27 protein-coding genes are annotated in these 22,979 nt (G+C 60.1%); 11 read left to right on the forward strand and 16 right to left on the reverse strand.

The features are described 5' to 3' along the window. Positions 1–47: 47 nt before the first annotated feature. Genes HW554_RS00745 through HW554_RS00770 form a run of 6 tightly spaced genes read right to left on the reverse strand, consistent with a single transcriptional unit; the run spans position 48 to position 3,426 of the window. Positions 48–383 carry a hypothetical protein gene (locus HW554_RS00745; protein ID WP_176906436.1) on the reverse strand — a complete coding sequence of 112 codons (336 nt, stop codon included), beginning with the start codon at positions 381–383 and terminating at the stop codon, positions 48–50. Positions 384–398: 15 nt separating this feature from the next. Next, complete coding sequence (locus tag HW554_RS00750; protein ID WP_176906437.1) at positions 399–1,142, reverse strand: hypothetical protein; 744 nt, start codon at positions 1,140–1,142, stop codon at positions 399–401. Next, entirely contained in the window at positions 1,135–2,253 is a 1,119-nt protein-coding gene (locus HW554_RS00755) for a hypothetical protein (RefSeq protein WP_176906438.1), read from the reverse strand. The genes HW554_RS00750 and HW554_RS00755 overlap by 8 nt, the downstream gene beginning before the upstream one ends. Further along, a complete protein-coding gene (locus tag HW554_RS00760; protein ID WP_176906439.1) occupies positions 2,250–2,861 on the reverse strand; it encodes a hypothetical protein in 612 nt (203 codons plus the stop codon). Before HW554_RS00760 ends, HW554_RS00755 begins: the two co-directional genes overlap by 4 nt. A gap of 14 nt (positions 2,862–2,875) precedes the next feature. Then, positions 2,876–3,166, reverse strand: a complete 291-nt coding sequence (locus HW554_RS00765) for a DNA-binding protein (RefSeq protein ID WP_176906440.1) — start codon at positions 3,164–3,166, stop codon at positions 2,876–2,878. A gap of 2 nt (positions 3,167–3,168) precedes the next feature. Continuing rightward, positions 3,169–3,426 (reverse strand): hypothetical protein, encoded by a 258-nt coding sequence (locus HW554_RS00770; RefSeq protein ID WP_176906441.1) that lies wholly within the window; start codon positions 3,424–3,426, stop codon positions 3,169–3,171. 108 nt (positions 3,427–3,534) lie between these two features. On the opposite strand from HW554_RS00770, the gene HW554_RS00775 reads away from it, so the two are divergent. After that, positions 3,535–4,401, forward strand: coding sequence for a helix-turn-helix transcriptional regulator (locus HW554_RS00775; protein ID WP_176906442.1), 867 nt, complete (start codon positions 3,535–3,537; stop codon positions 4,399–4,401). A 431-nt stretch (positions 4,402–4,832) separates the two neighbouring features. Here the strand turns inward: HW554_RS00775 and HW554_RS00780 are convergent, their stop codons facing one another. Next, a complete protein-coding gene (locus HW554_RS00780) occupies positions 4,833–5,297 on the reverse strand; it encodes a YybH family protein (protein WP_176906443.1) in 465 nt (154 codons plus the stop codon). 48 nt (positions 5,298–5,345) lie between these two features. Next, entirely contained in the window at positions 5,346–6,089 is a 744-nt protein-coding gene (mtgA, locus tag HW554_RS00785; protein ID WP_176906444.1) for a monofunctional biosynthetic peptidoglycan transglycosylase, read from the reverse strand. Positions 6,090–6,296: 207 nt separating this feature from the next. Between mtgA and HW554_RS00790 the strand changes: the two genes are divergently transcribed. Together HW554_RS00790 and HW554_RS00795 are read left to right on the forward strand one after the other, a co-directional pair. Further along, on the forward strand, positions 6,297–6,929 hold the full coding sequence (locus HW554_RS00790) for an LON peptidase substrate-binding domain-containing protein (RefSeq protein WP_176906445.1): 633 nt from the start codon (positions 6,297–6,299) through the stop codon (positions 6,927–6,929). Positions 6,930–7,011: 82 nt separating this feature from the next. Next, positions 7,012–8,235 carry a metallophosphoesterase gene (locus tag HW554_RS00795; RefSeq protein WP_176906446.1) on the forward strand — a complete coding sequence of 408 codons (1,224 nt, stop codon included), beginning with the start codon at positions 7,012–7,014 and terminating at the stop codon, positions 8,233–8,235. Here the strand turns inward: HW554_RS00795 and HW554_RS00800 are convergent. Together HW554_RS00800 and HW554_RS00805 are read right to left on the reverse strand one after the other, a co-directional pair. Then, a complete protein-coding gene (locus tag HW554_RS00800; RefSeq protein ID WP_246285021.1) occupies positions 8,204–9,142 on the reverse strand; it encodes a diacylglycerol/lipid kinase family protein in 939 nt (312 codons plus the stop codon). The two genes, HW554_RS00795 and HW554_RS00800, sit on opposite strands and share 32 nt — an antisense overlap. A gap of 120 nt (positions 9,143–9,262) precedes the next feature. Continuing rightward, the gene (locus tag HW554_RS00805) at positions 9,263–10,072 is read right to left on the reverse strand and encodes a M48 family metallopeptidase (protein WP_176906447.1); all 810 of its coding nucleotides are present in this window, start codon (positions 10,070–10,072) and stop codon (positions 9,263–9,265) included. Positions 10,073–10,248: 176 nt separating this feature from the next. On the opposite strand from HW554_RS00805, the gene HW554_RS00810 reads away from it, so the two are divergent. Then, positions 10,249–10,443 carry a hypothetical protein gene (locus tag HW554_RS00810; protein ID WP_176906448.1) on the forward strand — a complete coding sequence of 65 codons (195 nt, stop codon included), beginning with the start codon at positions 10,249–10,251 and terminating at the stop codon, positions 10,441–10,443. A 97-nt stretch (positions 10,444–10,540) separates the two neighbouring features. Here HW554_RS00810 and HW554_RS00815 read toward each other — a convergent pair whose 3' ends face one another. Continuing rightward, positions 10,541–11,389 carry a murein L,D-transpeptidase catalytic domain family protein gene (locus HW554_RS00815; RefSeq protein ID WP_176906449.1) on the reverse strand — a complete coding sequence of 283 codons (849 nt, stop codon included), beginning with the start codon at positions 11,387–11,389 and terminating at the stop codon, positions 10,541–10,543. 175 nt (positions 11,390–11,564) lie between these two features. Here HW554_RS00815 and HW554_RS00820 point away from each other — a divergent pair, with 175 nt between their 5' ends. Beyond that, a complete protein-coding gene (locus HW554_RS00820; protein WP_176906450.1) occupies positions 11,565–11,918 on the forward strand; it encodes a hypothetical protein in 354 nt (117 codons plus the stop codon). Positions 11,919–12,150: 232 nt separating this feature from the next. Here the strand turns inward: HW554_RS00820 and HW554_RS00825 are convergent, their stop codons facing one another. Both HW554_RS00825 and HW554_RS00830 read right to left on the reverse strand, forming a co-directional pair. Further along, complete coding sequence (locus HW554_RS00825; RefSeq protein ID WP_176906451.1) at positions 12,151–12,546, reverse strand: hypothetical protein; 396 nt, start codon at positions 12,544–12,546, stop codon at positions 12,151–12,153. A gap of 333 nt (positions 12,547–12,879) precedes the next feature. Beyond that, positions 12,880–13,353 (reverse strand): DUF4199 domain-containing protein, encoded by a 474-nt coding sequence (locus HW554_RS00830; protein ID WP_176906452.1) that lies wholly within the window; start codon positions 13,351–13,353, stop codon positions 12,880–12,882. Between the two features lie 298 nt (positions 13,354–13,651). Between HW554_RS00830 and HW554_RS00835 the strand changes: the two genes are divergently transcribed. Further along, a complete protein-coding gene (locus HW554_RS00835) occupies positions 13,652–15,274 on the forward strand; it encodes an ABC-F family ATP-binding cassette domain-containing protein (protein WP_176906453.1) in 1,623 nt (540 codons plus the stop codon). 121 nt (positions 15,275–15,395) lie between these two features. Next, a complete protein-coding gene (locus HW554_RS00840; RefSeq protein WP_176906454.1) occupies positions 15,396–16,232 on the forward strand; it encodes a hypothetical protein in 837 nt (278 codons plus the stop codon). 116 nt (positions 16,233–16,348) lie between these two features. Here HW554_RS00840 and HW554_RS00845 read toward each other — a convergent pair whose 3' ends face one another. Then, positions 16,349–16,507, reverse strand: coding sequence for a lmo0937 family membrane protein (locus HW554_RS00845; protein ID WP_116941567.1), 159 nt, complete (start codon positions 16,505–16,507; stop codon positions 16,349–16,351). Between the two features lie 341 nt (positions 16,508–16,848). On the opposite strand from HW554_RS00845, the gene HW554_RS00850 reads away from it, so the two are divergent. Both HW554_RS00850 and msrA read left to right on the forward strand, forming a co-directional pair. Continuing rightward, positions 16,849–17,736, forward strand: coding sequence for a 3-hydroxyacyl-CoA dehydrogenase family protein (locus tag HW554_RS00850; RefSeq protein ID WP_176906455.1), 888 nt, complete (start codon positions 16,849–16,851; stop codon positions 17,734–17,736). A 173-nt stretch (positions 17,737–17,909) separates the two neighbouring features. Then, positions 17,910–18,449: a peptide-methionine (S)-S-oxide reductase MsrA gene (msrA, locus tag HW554_RS00855; protein ID WP_176906456.1), complete on the forward strand. Its 540-nt coding sequence runs from the start codon at positions 17,910–17,912 to the stop codon at positions 18,447–18,449. Between the two features lie 79 nt (positions 18,450–18,528). Here the strand turns inward: msrA and HW554_RS00860 are convergent, their stop codons facing one another. Continuing rightward, complete coding sequence (locus HW554_RS00860) at positions 18,529–19,332, reverse strand: hypothetical protein (RefSeq protein WP_176906457.1); 804 nt, start codon at positions 19,330–19,332, stop codon at positions 18,529–18,531. A gap of 273 nt (positions 19,333–19,605) precedes the next feature. Next, positions 19,606–20,424 carry a 2,3,4,5-tetrahydropyridine-2,6-dicarboxylate N-succinyltransferase gene (locus tag HW554_RS00865; protein ID WP_176906458.1) on the reverse strand — a complete coding sequence of 273 codons (819 nt, stop codon included), beginning with the start codon at positions 20,422–20,424 and terminating at the stop codon, positions 19,606–19,608. A 95-nt stretch (positions 20,425–20,519) separates the two neighbouring features. Here HW554_RS00865 and HW554_RS00870 point away from each other — a divergent pair, with 95 nt between their 5' ends. Next, positions 20,520–21,803 carry a glycosyltransferase family protein gene (locus tag HW554_RS00870; RefSeq protein WP_176906459.1) on the forward strand — a complete coding sequence of 428 codons (1,284 nt, stop codon included), beginning with the start codon at positions 20,520–20,522 and terminating at the stop codon, positions 21,801–21,803. A gap of 96 nt (positions 21,804–21,899) precedes the next feature. Continuing rightward, positions 21,900–22,919 (forward strand): 3-oxoacyl-ACP synthase III family protein, encoded by a 1,020-nt coding sequence (locus HW554_RS00875; protein WP_176906460.1) that lies wholly within the window; start codon positions 21,900–21,902, stop codon positions 22,917–22,919. Positions 22,920–22,979 lie beyond the last annotated feature (60 nt).

Here is a 22,979-nt window from a genome sequence, read left to right on the forward strand (position 1 = left end):
CAACAATGTGGCTGCGGCGATAACCGGGTAGTCCAAAGCGGGTCCAGTTACAAGTCGACGTGGGAGCTGTCGGAGCCCTTGATGAGGAAGGAGCAAAACAGGCCTATCACGATGCCCATTTCGGAGCAAAGCATGGCGTCGTAGGAGAAGTCACCGGCGATTAGGCCGGAAGCGAATTTGCCGTTGGTGCGGGCGTCGCGTATGCAGTTGACCAGGTACTGCAGGGCATTGTCGCGCAGCTCGCCGGCGCTGGGGGTGCGGCCGGGCGTAGCGTAGTGTTTCGAATCCAGCTCGTGCATGATGCGGGCGATGCTGGCCCACTTGGTATCGAGCATGATGCCGGCTAGGTGGGAGTGTTCGTTAGCGGTGAGGGGTGCGGACATGGCGGGCATGACGGGTCAGGCGGCGGGGTTGGGGCGGTATAGCTGGGCCAAGCGGCGGTCTTCGGCACGGTGACGGGCGTCGATGACCTTCTGGGCGGCGGGGCTAGGTTGCCAGTCGGGGCGGGTATTGCGCTGGGTGAGCAGTTGCAGCTGGTGGCGCTGCTGCTCGGCTTCAGCGGGCGGGAGCAGGCCGTGCTTTTGGCGTTGGTTAATGAGCGTGAGGCGCTGGCGCAGGTGCTCGGCGTTGGGGTGGTCGGTCGGAATGCGGCGGCCGATGGCGGCTACCAGCTGGGGGGCGGCTTGCTGGAGCTGGGTGAGGGTGGCGGTGGCCTCGCCGGCGGCCTGGGCTTTGCAGTCGAGGTGCTGGGTTTCGAGGTAGGTGGCTTTGCGCTGGAAGTAGTCGGCCAGCAGGGCGTAGATGCGCGAGACGTCGAGCGAGGTGAAGAACTTGCTGCCGCGGGTGCGGGCTTCTTTCAGGGCCAGGATGATGTCTTTGACGCTCTCGTGGGTGTAGGTGTGGGTGAGCGTGTCGGCCAGCTCCAGGATGTCGGCCGCGTCGGGCTTGTCGGGTACGCGGAGCGAGTCGAGGAAGGCGCGCAGGATGACGACCAGCAGCTTGATGAGGACCACCTCGCCGAGCTGGCGGCGCAGCTGGAACAGCTTGGGCGCGGAGGCGGCCTGGGCCATGGTCAGGCCCACGGATAGCTCGGCCAGCAGGGCGCGGGCTTCGGGATTGGGCGTGGCGGCCAGCTCACGCATCGTACTTGGAGCGGTAGCCAGTGCGAGCAAAGAGTGCTCCGGGGCTAGCGTCGTTGGCGTGAGGGCCGAGGGCGAGCTTGAGGCGGTTATCGTGCGCATCGTTGAGCATGAATTGGGTGGCGGTGGCTTTCCAGTCGCGGCGGCGGGGTGGCTCGCCGTTTTTGCGCCAGTTGGCGACCTGCGCATGGTAGAAGCGCAGGTCAGCCAGTTGGTAATCGGTGCCGGCGAAGGCGGCGGCGAAGTCCTCGTAGCGGGCCAGCGCGGACTCGGCGAACGGGACTTCGGGGAGGTGAGGCCGGCCGCGTTTGGTGGGCGGGTTAGCGTCGGCATCCTGGGCCCGGGAGGCCTCACGGATGGTAGCCCCTCCTACCCCTTTTTTCTTTGGCGCAACTTCCTTTTTTGGGGCCGGGGCCGCGCCATTTGGTGGGTTGGGCTCGTCGAGCAATTCCGCACTTGAAAGCCCTTCGCCTTCGAGCACTTCTATTTTTTTTTGGGAGCCGCTACCACCCCCGTTTACTACTACACTGTTTAAACCTTTTGTTTTACCATATAAGGTGTCTTCGGGCACAAGTGCCCCCGATGAAGCCTGCATCGAGGGCACTTGTGCCCGAAGTGCTTGAGGCAGAACTGCCCCCGATACGCCTTTTTCATGCAGGGCACTTGTGCCCCCGATAGGCGGGTTCATGGGGGGCAGTTCTGCCTCCGATGGCTGGACTGCATCGGGGGCACAAGTGCCCGTGGTGCTGGGGTTTACCGGGGCCACTTTCGGGCCTGGTACAGCGGGTTCATCGGGGGCAGTAGTGCCCCCGATGGCGGGCGGCTGGGACAGGTCGGTGAGGTAGCAGCGGCTGCGGCCGTAGCGCGACTGGCTGGGCTGGTAAGCGAGCAACTGCCAGGTATCGAGGTCGTAGAGGGCGGCGCGGTAAGTGCGCTCGTTGCCGATGCGGGCGGCGCGCATGGTGGCAGGGTGGTCAAGGTCGAGGCCGGCAGGGAAGCGGGCGGCGTTCCACTCGAAGAACAGGGCCCAATACAGGCTGACATGATGAGGCCGGGCCTGGGCCTGTTGGCTCAGGTGCTGATGGGCGGCGCGGGTGTGAGCCACATAGTTCATGCCCTCACCACCAAGGGAATAAAAGGCTCGTCGATGGCCGTGAAGCCGGCGGCGGGCTCGAACAGGTCGAGCTGGCGGTAATCAGTGCATTTGCCGCGCAGGGCGGCCTCGATTTCGGCCACGGCGGCCTGGACGGCGGTTTCGAGCAGGCCAGCATAGGTGTAGGGTTCGAGCTCCTGGTCGAGGGCCACGTAGGGGCTGGTCAGATTAAGGACCTTACCGCCGGCGAGCTGGCGCTGGCCGATGAGCGTGACCCCGCTCCCACCGCCGCCGAGAACCAAGCCGGTGACGGTGAAGGGCGTGAGGTGGTCGGGTAGCAGGCCGGTATTGTCGTCGGGCCAGAAGTCGGGCGTTTCGCGCAGCTGCTCGCAGAGCAGGCACAGGTGGGGCACGAGCTGGGCCAGGCAGGTGAGCAGGTCGGGGTGTACCAGCTCCTGGGCCGTGAGCGTGAAGGTGCGGAGCGGGGCCTCGTCGGAGCGCTGCTCGGTGAAGTCACAGGTGAGCTGCTGGTTTTTGAGGCGGGCCTTCTGCACGCGCAGGATGGAGCGCGAGGCGAGGGCGGCAGTAGGGTCGGTGGGGCCGACCAGGGGATAGAGTTGGGTAGTCATAGCGAGAAGGGCAATCAGGCGGCCTGGGCGGCGCGGTGGTAGCGGCGGGGATACTTGTCGAGCACGGAGCGGCGGAAGCCCCAGTCTTTTTCGTTGAGGCGCACGCCCTGCAGGCGGCCGGCGCGGCGAGCCCGCAGCAGGGCGTCGACGGACAAGCCGATATAGACCGAGGCCTGGGCGGTGGATAGCACCTCATCGGGCGGCGGTGGCGGGGCCTGACGGGCGGCTTCGGCCTGCTCCAGCTTGTCGAGGCGGGCCAAGTGCTGCCGCCACTCCGTTTCGGGAATGATGATGACGGCCTGCATGACTATTCGCTTAGGGCCTGGCGGCGGGCATCGAGGTCGGCCCGCTGTTTTTTCTCGGCCGCCACGGCATCCAGCAGCGCGGCCTCGATGACGGCGTTGTTGGAGCCGTTGCGCTGAATCGTGCTGTAGATGGTACTGCGGGCAAAGGCGTGGCCCTGGTCGGCGAGAATCTGCTGGGCCTTGCCGACGATATCGGTCTTGTTGCCCAGCGACCTGATCAGGCCCTGGAGAGTGGGTGTTTCAGAAAAAGATTTCGGCATGTTTTCCATTATCTTATGCATTTAGTACATTTGAGTGTATTACTACTGTAATTAGCACACAAAACGGTAATTCCTCCGCAAAATGTGTAGCAAAAACGGCGCACAACAATGGAAAGCACTGAGAATCAGAAGAAAAAAGTTCCGGCCGGTGTCGACGGTGATACGGGTGGACGCATCAAGCAACTTTTTGAGCATCACGGCATAACGACCTATGAGGCCAACCAGCGTATGGGCTACACGCGCACGAGCAAGCTCTACAAGGTGCTTTCGGGCGACGTGCGGCCTTCGTATGAGACGCTGGTTGATATTCTCTCTGAATTTCCGGACGTGTCGCCCGACTGGTTGCTGATGGGCAAGGGCGAAATGCAGCGGCCCCAGGTGGCCAAGCCGGCGGCCGGGCCAACGGGCGACAACACGCAGGTGCTGACGCTGACCATGGGGCTGGACGGAGTACCGAATGTCGAGCTGGTGCCTATCCTGGCCCAGGCCGGCTACTCACTCCAGCACAACGAGGCGGTGTATCTGGAGGACTTGCCCAAGTACCGGATTCCGGGCTTTGAACAGGGCACGTTCCGGGCCTTCGAGGTGGCGGGCGACTCCATGGAGCCCACCATTCGCCACGCCGACGTGGTGCTAGTGTCGTGGGTGGAAAACCCGCGACTGCTGGAGCTGGGCGAAGTGTACGTGGTGGTGACGGATGAGAGCGTGATGCTCAAGCGCATCAAGCAACGCATCACCAGCGGAACGAAAGAAGTGCTACTGTTTTCGGACAATCCGCACCGCAGGCCCTATGACATGGACATGGCCGATATCCGGCAGCTGTGGCGGGTGCGCGGCTACGTGTCGCGCTACATCCCGAGCGCGCCGGACCTGACGACTGAGCGGCTGTGGGAGGTTATTGAGGTGTTGGGCTTAGACCGGAACGAGGTTCGGCGGCATCTGGACGAAGATGCTACCTCTGACGCTACCCTATAAAATAAACAGCCGGCTAAATAACTGTAGCCGACTGTGATACAGATACTTGCCTGGCGTTCCGCGCCGTGCAATGAGCCCCGACAGGAGGCTCATTTTAGCACACCCGGAACGCCCGGAAACTTGCTTCTCGCACTGCGAAGGCACGTTTCCGGGTTTTTTGCGTTTGGTCTAATCCCCTTTGTGAGCCGATGTAATCCTTGGTTTCAGCCACTATAGATTAGACTTGTTCCTCAATAAGAAATCAGTGGTTTTCCAGGCGGTATTTGAAGCCAGAAACCACGGCTCCTCAGAGAACCAGCAGATACCGGTTTCGCTAGGTAAAAAAGCCGGTTCGATTGACAACAGCAGCAGAAGTTTTCCGCCGTTTCTTATTCGGGAACAAGTCTATTCACTTTTCAATGGATTGTGCAGCCAACGCCTCTGATCAAGCCCTAACTCGAATGGTCGGCTACGACTACCCACTTACCTGCAATGCGACGCATCACCAGCAGGAAATGCCCCTGCAAGTCGCCGGCTACGGGGCGGGCCAAGTGCCAGCGGCCGATGACTTGGGCTACATCGGGGCTGAGTGGGTGGATTTGCAGGCGGCTAAAGTCTAGCTGGCCCATGGCGGCTTGGTTGGGGTAGCTGCGGCGGTAGTTATCAAGCGTGGGCTGCCAGCCGTAGGTGAGACCACTTTTACCGATAAACACCAGCGAATCATTTTGCCAGTAGCCCTGCATAAAGCCGGCCACATCGCCGCGGTTCCAGGCGTCCGTTTGAGTGCTCAGTACCGCCAGAATATCGTGGCGGGCAGCGGCCTCAGTGGCTGGTGTCAGCACCGCAGACAAGCGCGGCGAGCAGGCAGGCAGTACGGCCATGGAGGCCAGCAGCAGTGGTAGTAGCAGACGTTTCATATAAAAAAGGGAACATTGGGGTAGAACACTGTCATACACCCATTCAACTTACTTACCCATCAACTCCCGCACGTACTCGGTGCCACGCAGGGCGCGCATGCGGCGTAGCACCCGGCGCTGCTTGGAGCGGGCCACGGGGCCTGGGTTACTCGCCCGGAAACGGAGCGGGTTGGGTAGCACACCGGCAAGCAAGGCGGCCTCGGCGGCACTTAGCCTGGCGGCCGGCTTGCCAAAATAAGCCTGCGAGGCAGCTTCGGCTCCGAAAATACAGTCACCCATTTCGGCCACGTTCAGGTACATTTCCATAATGCGGCGCTTGTCCCAGAGCAGCTCGATAAGCAGGGTAAAGTAGGCCTCGGCGGCCTTGCGCACGTAGCTGCGGCCCTGCCACAGAAATACATTTTTGGCCACCTGCTGCGTAATGGTGCTGCCGCCGCGCAGCTGCTTGGTGCCGCTCAGGTTCGATTTGGCAGCCTTCAGCAGCGCGTCGCCATCGAAGCCGTAGTGCAACAGAAACCGCTGGTCTTCGGCCGCCACCAGGGCCAGCGGCAACTCCGGCGATACTTCGGCCAGGCTTTTGAAGTCGTATTGGATGTAGCGGTTGTCTTCGCGGATGCCTTGGTAGCCCAGGCCCACCGGGGCGTGGGCCCGGCGGTCAAGCATCAGCCAGGTGGCGGGCGGGCGCACCCAACGGTAGAGCAGCACCCAGGCCACCGAGGTCAGAAAGGCCACGGCCAGCACCTGAAGGGCAATCCGGCCCGTCCGGCGGGCAATCTGTTTAAAATCTCTCACACACGCAACAGCTTGAAAAAGGCTTGCACTCCAACTCCAGAGCACGGACAAAAATAGCGGCTCTTTGCGCCAACCTCACACCCCAGCCGCTTCAAGCTGTCAAAAAAGCGCCGGCCGGGCCGGGAGTATTTGGGTGCCAACGTTGTTATTACGCCCAGGGGCCCGTAGCTTCCTGCCTCTGCACTGCCTCCTCTCCCCGCTTACTTTATGCGCCAACTCGCTCTTTTTCCGCTCAATCTGGTCGTATTTCCGGGCGAAAAGCTCAACCTGCACATCTTCGAGCCTCGCTACCGCCAGCTGGTGCGTGATTGCCTGCTGGAGGGCATCACGTTTGGCATTACGCCTTACCTGAACGGGGGCGTAAGCCGCCGCGGCACTGAGGTACGCCTTCTGGATGTGGAAAAAAACTACCCTTCAGGCGAGCTCGACATCCGGACCAAGGCTATTGGGGTGTTTGAAATGGACGATTTTCAGCGTGAGCTGCCCGGTAAGCTCTATGCCGGCGCTACCGTGCGCGACCTAGCCGATGACAGGGAAGCCGACCCCGCCCTGCACACCCAAACCCGCGTGCTGATTGAGCAGCTTTACAGTATTCTCGGCCTGCGCCGCCTGTTTCTCGATTTGCCCGACGGCTTCCGTATTTACGATGTAGCTCATCAGCTGGGCATGAGCACCGAGCAGGAGTACGAGCTGCTGGAGGCCGATACCGAAGCCGAACGGCAGATACTGGCGCTACGCCACCTCGAACGAATTCTGCCCATACTCCAGGAAACCGAGCGCCTCAAGGAGCGGGTACGCCTTAACGGCCACTTCAAAAACCTCACGCCACCTACTTTTTAAGGCTTGCTACGTAGTTGATAACAGCAGCCACCGAAAGCGGCACCGGCTCCCGTGTGCGGCTCCGCTTTTCAGGCATAACCTGATGACTATCGACTACTTCTTTTACGCCTTACTTGTACTAGCCGGGCTGCTAACCTTGTGGCTGGCTCGGCGCTACATGCAGGAGCGAAACTACCGCCGCCGCCCCTATGTGGCCCCCACCGCCCACAACTGGGCAAGCCAGCCCCAGCCCAGCCGCCCGCCCTACCACCGGGTGGCTTTGCTCGGCGACGTTGGGGCCTTGACCACCGATGGCTCCGACCCCGTACTGCAGTTGCTCGAACAATGGCAGCAGGAAGCCGGCCCGGACGGAACGGTGGTGCTACTCGGCGACAATATTTATCCGGTGGGGCTGCCGGCTCCTTACGCCTCCGGCCGGGCTGCTGCCGAGGCCCGCTTCAATGCCTTGTTGGCAGCGTTGGGCCGGTTCGAGGGCCGGGTAGTTATGCTTAGCGGCAACCACGACTGGAACAAGGGCCGCTCTGATGGCTGGGAGTACCTGCGCCGCCAGGAGGCCTATGTACGCGAGCATCTACCTACGGCCCACTACCTGCCCGTTGATGGTGCCCCCGGCCCGATAAGCCTGCAGCTGGCCGAGGGCCTGCTTCTTATTGTGCTCAATACCCAGTGGTGGGTGCAGAACGGTCCCCGGCCGGCGGCCGATGCCTGGCGGCCTTTCCGCCAGCTACGGGCGCTGCTGCAGGCCAATCGGCACCAGCAGGTGCTGGTGGCCGGGCACCATCCGCTCTACTCAAATGCGCTGCATGGGGGCAAGTTTACCGCCAAGCAGCACGTGTTTCCACTCACTACGGTTAATAAGCGGGCGTATGTTCCGCTGCCGTTTATTGGCTCGCTGCTGCCGCTGTACCGCAAAACAGTGGGCGCGGCCGAAGACATGGCCCACCCCCGCTACCGCCGAATGCGCCGCCGGCTGCTGCGGGTACTCCACGAATTCCCCGGCGTTATCTATGCCGCTGGCCACGACCATAACCTGCAGTATTTTGAGCGTTGCGGGGGCCACTACCTGGTGAGCGGGGCCGGCAGCAAAACGGCCTTTGTGCAGGCTGGGGGCCAGGCTACGTTTGTACACGAGCACCAGGGGTTTTTCGGGCTTGACTTTTATGGCCCCCACGAAACCTGGCTTCGTACCTATGAGCCGCCCACTGGCACGCCCGAGGTGTTCCGGCTACAGCTCAGCCCCGGTTCGAGCACTGCCCCCGAACCAGCGGCCGGTGCTACAGACGCGGCTGAAGTACCGCGGCCGTAGCGGGCGGCACCAGCACCAGCAAGCTGCGCGGCTGCAGGCTGATTTCGACCGGACACGGGAGCATGTACGGCTCGCCATCCAGCTGCACCAGCACTTCGCTGGCACCGGGCACCGTAATGCGGGCACGGTGGCAGCTTAGGCGGCGGGTGTAGTCCGAACTATCGAAGTCGCTGGTGTACAGGCGGTAAAGCAGGCCAGGGGCTGCTCTTCCCGGGAAGGGCGCAATCAGGCATATTTCGAACTGGCCATCGTCCAGCTCCCGGTTGGGGTTGATAACCACGTTGCTGCCAAAGGTATTGGCGTTGGCAATGGTGAGCATAAAAGCTTCACCCTGCCAGTTTTCGTGCTCGGTTTCGATGTGGTAGGTACCGGGCTTGTAGCCGGTATACTCCTGGGTGGCAATGCGCACGTAAGCGCCGGGGCCACGCACGTCACCATCGGCAAAGCGCTTTACCACGCAGGCATTAAAGCCCATATCGGCTAAGTGTATTGTAAACCGCCCTCCTACCCGCAGCGTGTCCAGCTGCCGGATGTCGTGCTGCCAAGTGAGGGCCAGCGCTTCATTTAGGGCGAGCGGAATAGCCAGGTCTTTAGCCATTCCGTTACCCGAACCCAAGGGCAGAATACCCAGCGGCACGGTGCTGCCCGCCAGCGCCTCGGCTACCATACTCACCGTGCCGTCACCACCGGCGGCAAACACGGCATGGGGCGGCGGGGTGGTATCCAGCAGGTCGCGCAGGCGGTCCAGGTCCTGCTCGCCGGTCGTATCGAAAAACTCGGCCTGGCGGCCCCGCTCGGCGCAATATGCAGCAATGGTATCGCGAAGCTGGGTCTTGTTGATGTCGCCCGATATGGGGTTGAGCACGAACAGCAGCCGCTGCAACGGATCCGAATAGGCAGTTTCCATAGCGTACAGGTAGCAGAGGCCGCTGGCAGATACCAAGCGGCTGTTGGCTTATATGCACATAGCCGGCTAGGCTGCCGGCTATGTGCATATCAAGTAGAAAAGAGCAGTGGGCGCGCCGTATTAGGGCTTGAGGCCGGCCGGCAGTCCTTGCGGGAAATCGGCCTCAATATCGCGCTGAATTTCCTGGATGCGGTTGCCGGGGTTGGGGTGGGTGCTCAGGAACTCGGGCGGGTTGCTGCTGCCGTTTCCGCGGTCCAGCACTTCCATTACCTGCAGCATGGCGCGTGGGTCGTAGCCGGCGGCAGGCGTGAAGTCTACGGCCAGCCGGTCGGCTTCCAGCTCATCTTCGCGGCCGTAGCGCATCGTCAGCAGCTTGCCCACCATGGCAGCAGCGGCGGCGCTGGCAGCCGTGCCGGGCCGCTCGGGGTCGTAGAGGCCAATGGCGGCGGCGCCGGTCAGACCGTTTGTCAGCTTCGATTTGGCTACCTGCTCGGCCGAGTGCCGGGCCACTACATGCCCTATTTCGTGGGCCAGCACCCCGGCCACCTGGCCTTCAGTGGTCAGGTTTTTCAGCAGGCCAGCCGTAATGAAGATCTGGCCGCCGGGCAGGGCAAATGCGTTGATGGTCTTCTCATCGGCAAGCAGATGAAACTTGAACTGATAAGGCGTCTGGCGGGCCTTGGTACTCTGCACAATTTTCTGCCCGATGCGCTCCACTGCGGCGCGGGCCTCCTGGTCGGGGTGCAGGCCGCCGTACTGGGCGGCCATTTCGGGAGCAGCCTGCAGGCCGAGGGCAATTTCCTGCTCGGCCGACATATTAACGTGCTGCACCTCGCCGGTCACCTCGTTTTTCTGGGTGTTGCAGTAATAGGGAATGAAAGCAAATGCGGCCATCAGCAGGGCCAGCAGGTAGCGGATGTTACCACGCATAGCAGGAAGGAAAAAGGAATGGAAGAAAGGGAGGTTGTTGGCGTTTCGTAACGCGGCCGCGCGGCTAGGGTTGCGCCCCTGGCCTAAACCTTATACTACCCGGGCCACGTATCAGGCTCCGTACCGACCTCTCTCCCGTTCGGGTTTCCCCTCCTTCACCCTTCTTCTCCCCGATTATGAATCAGAAACGCACTTTTGGCACCATTCTTACCATCCTGGGCATCGTTGGCATTATCTGGGCGGCACTGGCTTTCCTGCAGATCGGGGGCATGGGCCTGAGCAAAATGAATTCACTGGTACCGTTTGTTGTGGGCCTTATTTTCTTCTTTGCCGGCATCAACCTGGTACGCACAACCAGCGACCGGGCCTAAGCAGCCGCACGTCGTTCAACATAAAGCCCGCCGCCGGTACATACCAGCGGCGGGCTTTGTGTTGAGGAAGAAACTTCATCAACTGCTTCGGTCGGGGTTAGCCCGGCTGCGAAGTCAGGCGCTGCTGCCCACGGGCAAAAGCCATCAGGGCGGCATCCAGCTCCAGCAGCGCCGAGCGGTAACCAACCTGCGCCGGCCCGTGAATGTAGAGCACCGTGCCATTCTTTATGGTCCGGATAATAGCGGCCGATTCGGGAGCCGGTAGCGCCGGGCAGCCTTGGCTGCGGCCCAGCCGGCCGTGTCGGCTCACAAAAGCCTTGCTCACGTAGTCGGCCCCATGCACTACAATGGCCCTGGTGCGGGCATTGGTGTTGTAACCCGCATCTACGCCTCGCAGCCGCAACGACAGGCCGTGCTTGCCTTGGTAGGTGGGGCCAGTAACGTAGAAACCCAGGCTGCTTTTCTCGGAGCCTTCTACGTTGGAGAAATTGCGGGCGAATTCTTCTCCTGTGTTCTTGCCGTGTGCCACCAGCGTGTGGTGCAGCAGCCGGCCTTCGGTTACATCCACCACCCACAGCCGCTCGCGGTTGCTCGACTGGCTGAAATCGGCAATGGTGAGGGTGCGGGTACCGGCCTCAACATGGCCCTGCTGCTGCAGGTTATAGAAGCCCAGCAGCGCCTGCCGGTACACGGGCAGCGGCAGTGCGGCCCCCGTAAGCCCGGCCCGGACGTAGGTGTGGGCTACATACTGCTCAAACGCCGCCAGGTAGCTTGTGCGCTCAGCCGGCGTTAGCAGTGCCAGTACCGGCAGCCCGGAGCCGGCGGGTACCGTAGCCACAACTTCGGCAGGCGCAACGCCTAGCCCGATTAGGACCCGCCCGGCGGGGGTAAAACTGCTAAATAAGGTCAGGATAAATCCGGCGGTCAGCGTCGGCAACTTCGTCATGGGCCTACAGTAAGCGTTACGGGAAGCAGAGATTTTGGCGGTACCTTGCAAGGGGCTTCAGTTGGGGCCAGACCAAAATTAGCATTTTTTCCGCAGACCCACCACCAACCGCCTGGCTTTCCTGCTCATGAACATCTCTGCTTCACGCTTATCCTGGCTGCTTTTCCCAGCAGCCATGTTCGCTCTTTCGGGCTGTGGCCACGCGCTGCCAAGCCTGCCCGGTTTCGATACGGCTGTTTGGCGGGCCGACCCTTATGGCTGCCGTGGGCAGCGGGCTACGCTTGTACCAATCCTTGAAAAGCACCGCTCCGACCTGTTTGAGGCACGTATCAATGATATAACAGAGCTTCTGGGCCATCCGGATGAGGAGGAGCTGGGCGAGCAGAGCGACAAAATATATATCTATTATGTAGCCCCGGGCGCGCAATGTGCCTCCGGCAACCCGCGGGCCACTACTAACCGCGTAATGTTGCGTAGCGGCGCTACCGGCACTGTTACGGAGGTTATACTGCCAGTGCACCTCCAATAGCCAAACTAGACTATTCTTCTACGGCGCCCCCACCCTGCCGTTGCCCCGAACAATGCCGGGCCAGGAGTTCGCCTCGCTACGTACACCAAAACGAACTCGCAACATCGCTGTTAACCACACTAGCAAACTGCCCATTTTACGCCCAACGCCATTCCGGCCGCTCCTGAGCTAAATCGGGAGCGGCCGGAATGGCGTTGGGCGTAAAATGGGTAGGCTACTGCCGGGCTTATGTTTAGCCGAGCCCGCCTTCGGTATCTGGTTGCGGTGCCGGGGTCGGCTGCGGTCCACGCATAAGGCTAAGCTGCGTAGGCGTCAGGATGCGGCTGCACTCGGCATCGTAGTGCGACTGCAGCTCCGAGAGGGCCTGTTGCATCCGCATGGGGTTTTCGTGATGCTGCCACTCAATTTCGTCGGCCTGCGCTACTTTAATGCTATTAACTTTATATAGGCGGACTATCTGGCCTTCGTTCAGATGCAGTTGTTCTGTCATCTGCCGGGTCAGCGCCTCAGCCTGCACAGCCGTCCGGTCGATTCCATCGGGCCGTTCGGCATGGTGCTCTTGCTTTTGGGCCTGTGCTACCAAGCTCAGGCTACCGAGGAAGAGGAGAGTGAAGAAGAGCGCTTTCATGGTTGGTGCTTGCTATACTGCGGGGAGGCTGATGAACCCAGTTGACAGCAGAACCAATCGATTCTGCGGAAAATTCCATCAACCCCATATCCATCATACAATAATATAAAAAAAAAGCCACATTAGCGACTTGTAATATCATTTTAAGCAAACTATATATTAGAATAATGTATTTGTTATATCTTCCTGTAATAACCCATTATGCTGTTTCTGCCAGCGTCTGACCTGCATCAAACAGAATACAAGGCCCTGTAAGTCAATTCATTAAAATAAAAAAAGGCAATACAAGCCATTGCGCACAGCTTGCATTACCCGCTTTGTATGAACACCGGCCTACTCCAGGCCCGTCATAGGTTGGTGTTCGGGGCTTTTGAAATACTGCATAGCAATAAGCGAGATAATCATGCCCGACATGGCTCCCTGCAGGATGATGGCTAGGAATGCAATGGTTACCGACAGGTCGTAACCGAACAGATCCTGGGCCTGCAGGCCATCCATGATGCCGGGGTTGATAACACCGGCGTACACGATGAAGAAGAAAGCAAAGGCGACAGAAGCAATAAGTGCCGTGATAATACCAGTACCGAAACCCGCCAGATAAGCCATCCGGCCGTCGCGGCTACGTTTGAAGCGCGCAATGGAAAAGCACACACCTACGGCCAGTATCAGGCCGTTCAGGAAGCTGAATTCGATGCGTTCGGTCAGGTTGAAGAAGGAGGCGCCAACGAAGTACACCATCATGCCGACCGATGTATAGAGGCCGTAACGGACGCCATTGGTTTCGGGAGTAATCGTGGAATCAGCCATAGATGAAGCTTAAAAAAGGGTGGATGTATCAACAGGACCAGCAGACTTTGATAAGGCTGCGTCGGAACCAGTCGGACCGGGCGGCGTGTTGGCCTCCTGCAGCCCGTAAGGCCCTGTTTCACTTTATACAAGCTTGTAGGGCGGCTGGTTGTCATTTGTCACACTTTTTTGTCCTATCTGCTACGTCGTGCTACTTGCTAGTTCAACGGCGAGGGCAATTTCCGTACTTTTGCGGCCGGCTACGCGGCACCCAGTGCCACAGACCGCTTGTTGCTTTCTTTTTTGCCTACTTCTCTCTATGATTAGCACCTCCAACGTAAGCCTGCGCTACGGCAAGCGCGTTTTGTTTGAAGACGTTACCATCAAATTCATGCCGGGCAACGTGTACGGCCTCATCGGGGCCAACGGCGCCGGCAAGTCCACGTTTCTGAAAATCCTGTCGGGCGAAATCGAGGCCAACACTGGCTCGGTGGACATGCCCAAGGGTTCGCGCCTGTCGGTGCTCCGGCAGGACCAGTTTGCGGCCGACGCCTTCCCGGTGCTCCAGACCGTGATTATGGGCCATACCCGCCTCTGGAAGGTGATGGAGGAGAAGGATACGCTGTATGCTAAAGCCGACTTCTCGGACGCCGACGGCGAGCGGGCCGCCGAGCTGGAAGGCGAATTTGCCGACCTCGAAGGCTGGAACGCCGAGTACGAGGCGGCCGAGCTGCTCTCGGGCCTGGGCATTGCCGAAAACAAGCACCAAACCCTGATGGGCGACCTGGGCACCTCCGATAAAGTGCGGGTGCTGCTGGCCCAGGCCCTGTTTGGCAACCCCGACGTACTGCTGCTCGACGAACCTACCAACGGCCTCGACGCCGAAACGGTCTTGTGGCTCGAAAACTTCCTCGACTCGTTCCAGAACACGGTGATTGTGGTTAGCCACGACCGCCACTTCCTCGACGCGGTGTGTAACTACATGGCCGACGTTGACTTCTCGAAGATCACCATGTACCCCGGCAACTACTCGTTCTGGTACGAGAGCAGCCAGCTAGTACTGCGCCAGCGCCAGGACGTGAACAAGAAAACCGAGGACAAGCGCAAGGAGCTGGAAGAGTTTGTGCGCCGCTTCTCGGCCAACGCCTCGAAAAGCAAGCAGGCCACCTCGCGCCAGAAACTGCTCCAGAAGCTCACGCTGGAAGAAATCAAGCCCAGCTCGCGCAAGTACCCCTACATTGCGTTCAAGCCCGAGCGCGAGGCCGGCAACCAACTGCTGACCGTGGAAAACCTAAGCGCCAAGGTGGATGGGCAGACCATCTTCCGCAACGTGTCGTTTATGCTCGACAAGGGCGACAAAGTGGCCCTGGTGAGCCGCGACGACCGGGCCGCTTCCCTCCTCTTCGACATCCTGTTCGAGCAGGTGAAACCGGCCACCGGCAGCTTCGCGTGGGGCACCACCATTACCCCCAGCTACTTCCCTAAGGAGAACACCGAGTTTTTTGACACCGACCTGAACCTGGTGGACTGGCTGCGCCAGTACAGCACCGAGAAGGACGAATCGTTTATTCGCGGTTTTCTGGGCCGGATGCTGTTTTCGGGCGAGGAGTCGCTCAAGAAAAGCAACGTGCTGAGCGGCGGCGAGAAAGTGCGCTGCATGCTGAGCAAGATGATGATGGAAGGCGGCAACGTGCTCACGCTCGACGACCCGACCAACCACCTCGACCTGGAAAGTATTACCGCCCTCAACAACTCGCTGCAGGAATTCAATGGCACGCTGCTGTTTGCCTCGCACGACTTGAAGGTGATTGAGACCGTGGCCAACCGCATTATCGAACTCACGCCCGGCGGCGTTATCGACCGGCGCATGACGTACGAGGAGTACTTGGCCGACGACAACATCCGCGAGCAGCGCCGGCGCATGTACCAGCTGGTTTCGTAGCTTTAGCAGCTTTCAGTTTACATACGGGAAAGAGGAAATGGTGCGTTATTGAATAGCAGTGACGCACCATTTCGCATTCTTGCCCGTTGCCGGTTACCTACTCTCCTATCTATTTCAAAACATGAAACGATTTCTGTTTTCGCTGGTGCTGGGCGGAACCGGCCTCGCGCTGGTTCCGGCCGCTGCCCGCGCCCAGACGACAACGCCGACCGACACGGTTCGTACCGTGAAGCCGCAGCTAAACACGGCTCCTCCCGGCTCGGCACCCGCCCGACCCCGGCGCGAGCCCGCCACGGCCCCCAACGAGCCGCAGCCAGCGCCCACCACGCCGCCCGTGTACCAGCCCGCCCCCAACGTACCGGCCTCCAATGCCCCCTACGACCCCAACCGGCCTTCGGGCATGGATTTACCCCAGCGGGCGGGTGTGGCACCGCCCCCACCGCCGCTGCGCAAGTACTTTCTGTATACCAACTTCGGGTTGGGCTACAGCAGCTACGCCGGCGACGGCCAGTTTAATGCGAGTATTGCCCCGGCCATTGGCTACCGGGTAACGGAGAAGTTCGCCATCGGACCGGGCATCAGCTACTCATACATCAACGTGAGCTATTCGCCCTTCAACCAGCAGTTCGGCTACCCCGAAAAAATCCGGTACAACAACCTTGGGCTGAAGGCATTTGCGCAGTACATGGTGTACAAGCAGTTTTTTGTACACGCCGAATACGAGGTGACCCGCTTGCGGGGTGAGGCTACGTTTGCGCAGGGCAATATGATAACCAGCAATACCACAGCCACCACGCCGCTGGGCGGTGCCGGCTACCGCAGCCAGTTTGGCGAGCGGTTTGCCGCCGATATTGTGGTGCTCTATAATTTCAACGATGGCATCGACAACCAGGGCAACCGGAAGTCGCCTTACGGGCAGCCGGAAATACGCTTCAACTTCCTTTTCGATCTGAAGTAGGCCCTCGGTTTGTCCAGGCCACAACCACAAAGAAGCCCCGCTCAATTGCTTGAGCGGGGCTTCTTTAGTTTTTTCGGAAAGCGTATGTTTCCAGCTGGCTGAGTGCCGGGCGGTACTTATACCGCGCTACCGCCTCGAATGACGCGCAGCAGCACTACGATAATGGCAATTACGAGCAGGACGTGAATGATGCTGCCGGAGAAGAAGCCGCCGAAGAAGCTGATAGCCCAGATGATGACCAGAATGACGGCGATAATGTACAACAGATTACCCATGATTGAAAAGGAAGAGAGTGGGGAAAAAGGGGAGAGAGAAAACAGCGTTTCCGGTTCGCAGTTAAAGATTAGCGGGGCCGGAATACACTCTGCGGGTTTGTACGCGCACCTTCACCCAAAAGGTTTTATTAGGCTTCATCTATTTTTCATACTTCGGCAAAAAAACGGCCTTCTGAGGTTCCTACACCACATTTAGGCTACACAAAAAAAGCGCGTTACCCAGCCCATCCGTGTTTGCCCGATTGGGCGGGGCCGGGTTTCGGTGTAGCTTTGCCAAGGCCTGCCCCCACCCCGGATTTGGCGCGCTTTCGTTTCTTCCCACCCTGTTTTCACTTACTTCTATGAACGTTGCCGTTATTGGCTCGGGCACGATGGGCAATGGTATTGCCCACGTATTTGCCCAGCACGGATTCGCCGTTGCCCTCATTGACATCAACCAGCCGGCCCTCGATAAAGGCATGGCGACCATCGGCAAAAACCTCGACCGGCAGGTGAGCAAAGGCAGCCTGGCCGAGGCCGACAAAACGGCCACCCTGGGCCGCATCACCACCTACACCAGCCTTTCGGAGGGAGTTCTGCAGGCTGATCTGGTGGTAGAAGCCGCCACTGAAAACGTGGAGCTCAAGCTCAATATCTTCCGCGAAATCGACCAGTACGCGCCCGAGCAGGCCATTCTAGCCACCAACACTTCCTCCATCTCCATTACCCGCATTGCCGCTGTTACCAAGCGCCCCACCCAGGTTATTGGCATGCACTTCATGAACCCGGTGCCGGTAATGAAGCTCGTGGAGGTGATTCGTGGCTATGCCACCTCCGACGAGGTAACGGCTAAAGTGATGGAGATGTCGCGGCAGCTGGGCAAAACGCCCACCGAAGTCAACGACTACCCCGGCTTCGTGGCCAACCGCATTCTGATGCCCATGATCAACGAGGCTATCATCTCGCTGCACGAAGGTGTGGCCGGCGTGGAGGAAATTGATACGGTGATGAAGCTGGGCATGGCCCACCCTATGGGTCCGCTACAGCTGGCCGACTTTATCGGCCTCGATGTATGCCTGGCCATTATGCGGGTGCTGCACGACGGCCTGGGCAACCCCAAATACGCCCCCTGCCCGCTGCTGGTAAACATGGTAACGGCCGGCCGCCTGGGCGTAAAGTCGGGCGAAGGCTTCTACTCCTGGACTCACGGCACCAAAGACCTGGTGCTGGCCGAGCGGTTCCGCAAGTAGAGTACAGCGTATGCGTTGCAGCTGAAAGGGATAACGCCAACTGGTTCTGGGTGGACAATGCCACCTGCTGGCTTTATGCCGGGGTTTGTGAACAGCTACCGGCCCTAAAGCGTTATAAGAATAACGCGGGACGAATCTGCGTTATCCCTTTCATCTGCAACATCTGTGATTTTATGGAACAAGCTACATTTGGCGGCGGCTGCTTCTGGTGCACCGAAGCCGTATTTCAGAATCTGAATGGCGTCGAAAAAGTAGTATCGGGCTACACTGGCGGGCGCATCGCCAACCCGACCTACAAGGAGGTTTGCAGCGGCCTGACGGGCCACAACGAGGTCATCCAGGTCAGCTACGACCCTACTGTTATCAGCTACGAGGACTTGCTGGAGGTGTTTTGGAAAACCCACGACCCTACCACCCTCAACCGCCAGGGCAACGACGCGGGCACCCAGTACCGCTCGGGCATCTACACCAACTCCGATGAACAGCAGCGCCTGGCCGAAGCCTACAAGCAGAAGCTTGCCGATGCCAACGCCTTCGATGGCCCTATTACCACCGAAATCCTGCCCCTGCCGACGTTCTATCCTGCCGAGGCTTACCACCAGAACTACTACAACCAGAACCGCAGCCAGCCCTACTGCCAGTTTGTAGTCAAGAGCAAAGTGGATAAGGTAAAATCGGTGTTCGGCGACAAGCTGAAAAGCGAAGTAGCATAGTTTAAAAGCGAACAGCAACAGAAAAGCGGTCATCCTGAGCTCAGGATGACCGCTTTTCTGTTGCTGTTCGCTTTTGTGCTTATCCCTGCTGCACGCCCATTTCAATTTGGAAAGGGCCCTGGTCGCGGCCGAGTGCATAGAACGTAGCCACCTGGTTCATCAGGGTGCGGGTATAGAGGTCGAGGTCGCGGGTTTCGATAATCTGGTCGTTGCGCACGATGATGAAGCTCACCAGCTCGCCGGGGTAGGCCCCGTCTTCGCCTACTTCGGGCAGGGCCTCGAAAGGTGAGTGCGAGCGAACCGGAATGAACTCCTGCTTGGGCAGCGTCATCAGGGTTTTGTCGCCGAAAGGCACGAAGCCTTTAACGGCCGAGTAGTAGTAGTGCGGGTTCCAGACCCAGCTGCCGTTGAAGATATAGTACTCGTCGGTGCCCAGGCGCAGGAACTCGCGCAACGAAACATTGACGGCTACACGCCAGTTGCTGCGCTCCTGCAGGCTCTGCTTGATAACGGCCAGCCGCGTGGGGTCGGGCACATCGGTAAGCGTTTGCGTGAGGCGGGCATGCACGACCAGCTCGCAGCCGGCGTACAGGTTGAGCAGCTGCTGACGCCAGGCATTTTGAGCACCCAGCTGATACGCATCGGCACGGGTAAACTCGAAAAAGTTGTGCGTGTAAGGCCCGGCCAGGGCTACACCATCGCGGCCGTTGGGCTCGGCCCACTCCACCAGAAAGCAGGGCCGGGTGCGGCCATCTACCCAAGGAAGCTCGCGGTTGAAAACAACGCGGGTCTGAACAGTTTCAGGTTCGAGGCTCAGCTCCTGGGCCACATAGTCGCGCACTTCCTCGCGGGCCTGCGCAGCCGATACTACATTCTTAATCACGGATGTTGCTGATGTTGCCGATAGCGCAGATTCGTTCTGGGCTTCAGATGAAAAGATGATTTGATGATGCAGCTTCCTGACATGCCCTCCAGCTACTGAATTGTTGCATTGGCATAGAGGCAGGCAGGAACTAGTTCATCAAAACTACCCAAATATAGGAGGCCAGCCAATAAGACAGTCATCAGCCTACCCAACTGACTTTTTCCAACCAATCCACGTCATCCAAAACCCGGAAAGAACCCTCTGTATCGGCAACATCAGCAACATCTGTGATTAGATGGCCACGTTGTGCTCGCGCAGGGCGTCGTTGAGGCTGGTTTTGAGGTCGGTGCTGGGTTTGCGCTGGCCGATGATGAGCGCGCAGGGCACCTGGTACTCGCCGGCCGCGAACTGCTTGGCCACCGTGCCCGGAATCACCACCGAGCGGGCCGGCACATGGCCCCGGTACTCCTTGGGCTCGGCGCCCGTTACATCAATAATGCGGGTGCTGCCCGTGATGGTAACGCCGGCCCCGATGACGGCCTCGCGGCCCACAAAGCAGCCTTCTACCAAAATGCTGCGCGAACCCACGAAAGCACCGTCCTCGATAATAACCGGGGCGGCCTGCACAGGCTCCAGCACCCCACCGATGCCCACGCCACCGCTCAGGTGTACGCCGGCCCCTATCTGGGCGCAGGAGCCCACAGTGGCCCAGGTGTCTACCATCGTGCCCTCACCTACCCAGGCGCCGATGTTCACATAGCTGGGCATCAGGATAACGCCCGAGGCGAGGTAGGCGCCGTAGCGGGCCACGGCGGGCGGCACCACGCGCACGCCCTGCCCCTGGTAGTCGGTTTTGAGACGCATTTTGTCGCGAAATTCGAAGGGGCCGACTTCGATGGTTTCCATCTGGCGGACGGGGAAATAAAGAATCACGGCCTTTTTCACCCAGTCGTTCACCAGCCAGCCGCCCTCGGCGTTGGGCTGGGCTACGCGCAGGCGGCCCTTGTCGAGCTCTTCGATAACGTGCTCAATGGCTTGCAGCGTGGCAGGCTGCTGCAGCAGGCTCCGGTCGTTCCAGGCAGCTTCAATCAGTGGTTGCAGGTCGGTCATTGGGGTGTTGGTTGCTGGGGTTGATTTGAGGCTTAAAGGTAATGGATACCGGCTGAGGGCACGATTACACCGCTCGTAATTACACTCCACCGAAATTGAAACCCACCTTTGAAGAGCTAAAAAACCGCATCTTCGCCCCCGCTATGCCGCCTACCATCACCATTCTACTGGCCTCCGCACTAAAGCCCCTCGATGATACGCGGATGCTGGGCAAGTTCGGGCGCACGCTGGCCCGGCGGCCCGGCACCCAGGTGCACGTAGCGGGCCGCGCTGCCCCCCGGCCACCCGATTTGCCGCCCAACCTGCAGGTACACGAGTTGCTGCATGGCTCCCGCCTGAGCCTGGCGCGGCTACGGGCGCAGTGGCGCTACTGGCAACTGCTGCAGAAGTTGCAACCGTCGGTGGTATTTGTGCATGCCCCCGAGCTGCTGCCTGCCACCGTGCTCTGGCAGTGGCTGGGCCGGGGCCGCCGCTTTGTATATGATGTGCGCGAAAACTACGCCCTCAACATCCGGACGCAGGCCGTGTACCCGCCCTGGGCGCGTGATGTGCTGGCCGGCCTGGTGCGCCGCCTCGAAACGCTGGCCGCCGCCCGCGCCACTGCCATACTGCTGGCCGAACGCAGCTACGCCGCCGAACTGCCCTTCGCGTCCGGGGCTTTGGTTTCCGATGCAGTGCCCACTACCGCCGGAGCCTCCACTCCTTTCCGCTCCAAAAACCACAAGCCAAAAACCACAAGCCAAAAACCTGTCATCCTTATTGAAAACAAGTACCAGCCTTATGATGCAGTGCCGGCCACCTGCCCGCGGCGGCTGCCCAACATTTCGGAGCCGCTGCTACTGGTGTATTCGGGCACCATTTCGGAGCTGAACGGGGTGTGGGAGGCATTACGGTTTGCGGCTCACCTGCGCACGGTGTGGCCTCTGGCCCACCTGACCATTATTGGGGCATGCCAGCAGCCGGCGCTGCTGGCGCGGCTGCAAGCGGCCGTGGCCGCAACCAATGGGGCCGTTACGCTGGTGGGCGGGGCGGCGCTGGTACCCCACGCGGCCGTGGTGGCCGATCTGCGCCGCAGCCACCTGGGGCTGTTGCCCTACCGGCCGCACCCCAGCACGGCCCGCTGCATACCCACCAAGCTGTTCGAGTACCTGGCCCTAGCCCTGCCGCTGGTGCTGCCACCCAACCCGCTCTGGCAGCCGCTGGCCGAAACTGCCGGTGCCGGTCTGGCCTTCGACTTTCAGCAGGCCACCTACCCGCCGGCCGCCGAACTGGCAGCAGGGTTGCAGGCGGGCGTATATTACCCGCAGGGTCCACCGCCGCTGGCCTTTTGGGAGCCGGAAGCCAAAAAAATAGTGGCACTGCTGGATTCTATCGGGTAACTACCGACCTTAGCAGCCCGTTTACGGAACCGGCACCGTTTTTCTTTACCTTCGGCGTCTGCTATATTTTGCACTGCTCCGCAAATCCCTCCCCCGATGAACAACTCTCTCCGCAACTCTGAAATTGCCGGCGTCGGCCATTACGTGCCCGAGCGCGTGGTTACCAATGCCGACCTCATCACCCTGATGGATACCACCGACGAGTGGATACAGGAACGCACCGGCATCAAGGAGCGGCGCTGGTTCACCGAAGGCGTCGATACGACCTCCAATATGGGAGCTAAGGCGGCCCGCCGCGCCCTCGAAATGGCCGGCCTTGAGCCCGACGACGTGCAAATGATTGTGTTTGCCACGCTTTCGCCCGACTATTTCTTTCCCGGCTCGGGCGTACTACTGCAGCGCGAGCTGGGCATCAAGGCGCCCGTTCCGGCCTTTGATGTGCGCAACCAGTGCTCGGGCTTCGTGTACGCGCTGAGCATGGCCGACCAGTTCATCAAAACCGGCATGTACGACAACGTGCTGGTGGTAGGCTCCGAAATTCACTCTTCGGGCCTCGATATCAGCACCCGCGGCCGGGCCGTGTCGGTTATTTTTGGTGATGGCGCCGGAGCCGTGGTCATGCGCCCCTGCACCCGCGAGGGCCATGGCGTGCTGAGCACCCACCTGCATTCGCAGGGCGAACATGCCGAGGAGCTGATTGTGAAGGAGCCCAGCTCGAACCGCCAGGACCGGACCGCGTTTATCCAGAACCTGGAGAATGAAGTTGAGCTCTACCCCATCATGAACGGCCAGAACGTGTTCAAGCATGCCGTGGTACGCTTCCCGCAGGTGATCAAGGAGGCGCTGGATGCCAACGGCTACCAGCCCCAGGACCTCGATATGCTCATTCCGCACCAGGCCAACTTGCGCATCACCCAGTACGTGCAGCAGAAAATGGGTCTCCCGGACGACAAGATATTCAGCAACATCCAGCGTTACGGCAACACCACTGCCGCCTCCGTGCCCATTGCCCTGAGCGAAGCCGTGCAGGAAGGCCGCATCAAGCGCGGCGACCTGGTGTGCCTGGCCGCCTTCGGGTCGGGCTTCACCTGGGCCTCGGCGCTCATTAAGTGGTAGATTCCAGAGTGAAGTAAAATCTAAAAAGCCAAAGGGTAGAAGCCCGCTACTTCGGTTGAA

Source organism: Hymenobacter lapidiphilus, from assembly GCF_013377885.1.
In the GTDB taxonomy this organism is placed as follows: domain Bacteria; phylum Bacteroidota; class Bacteroidia; order Cytophagales; family Hymenobacteraceae; genus Hymenobacter; species Hymenobacter lapidiphilus.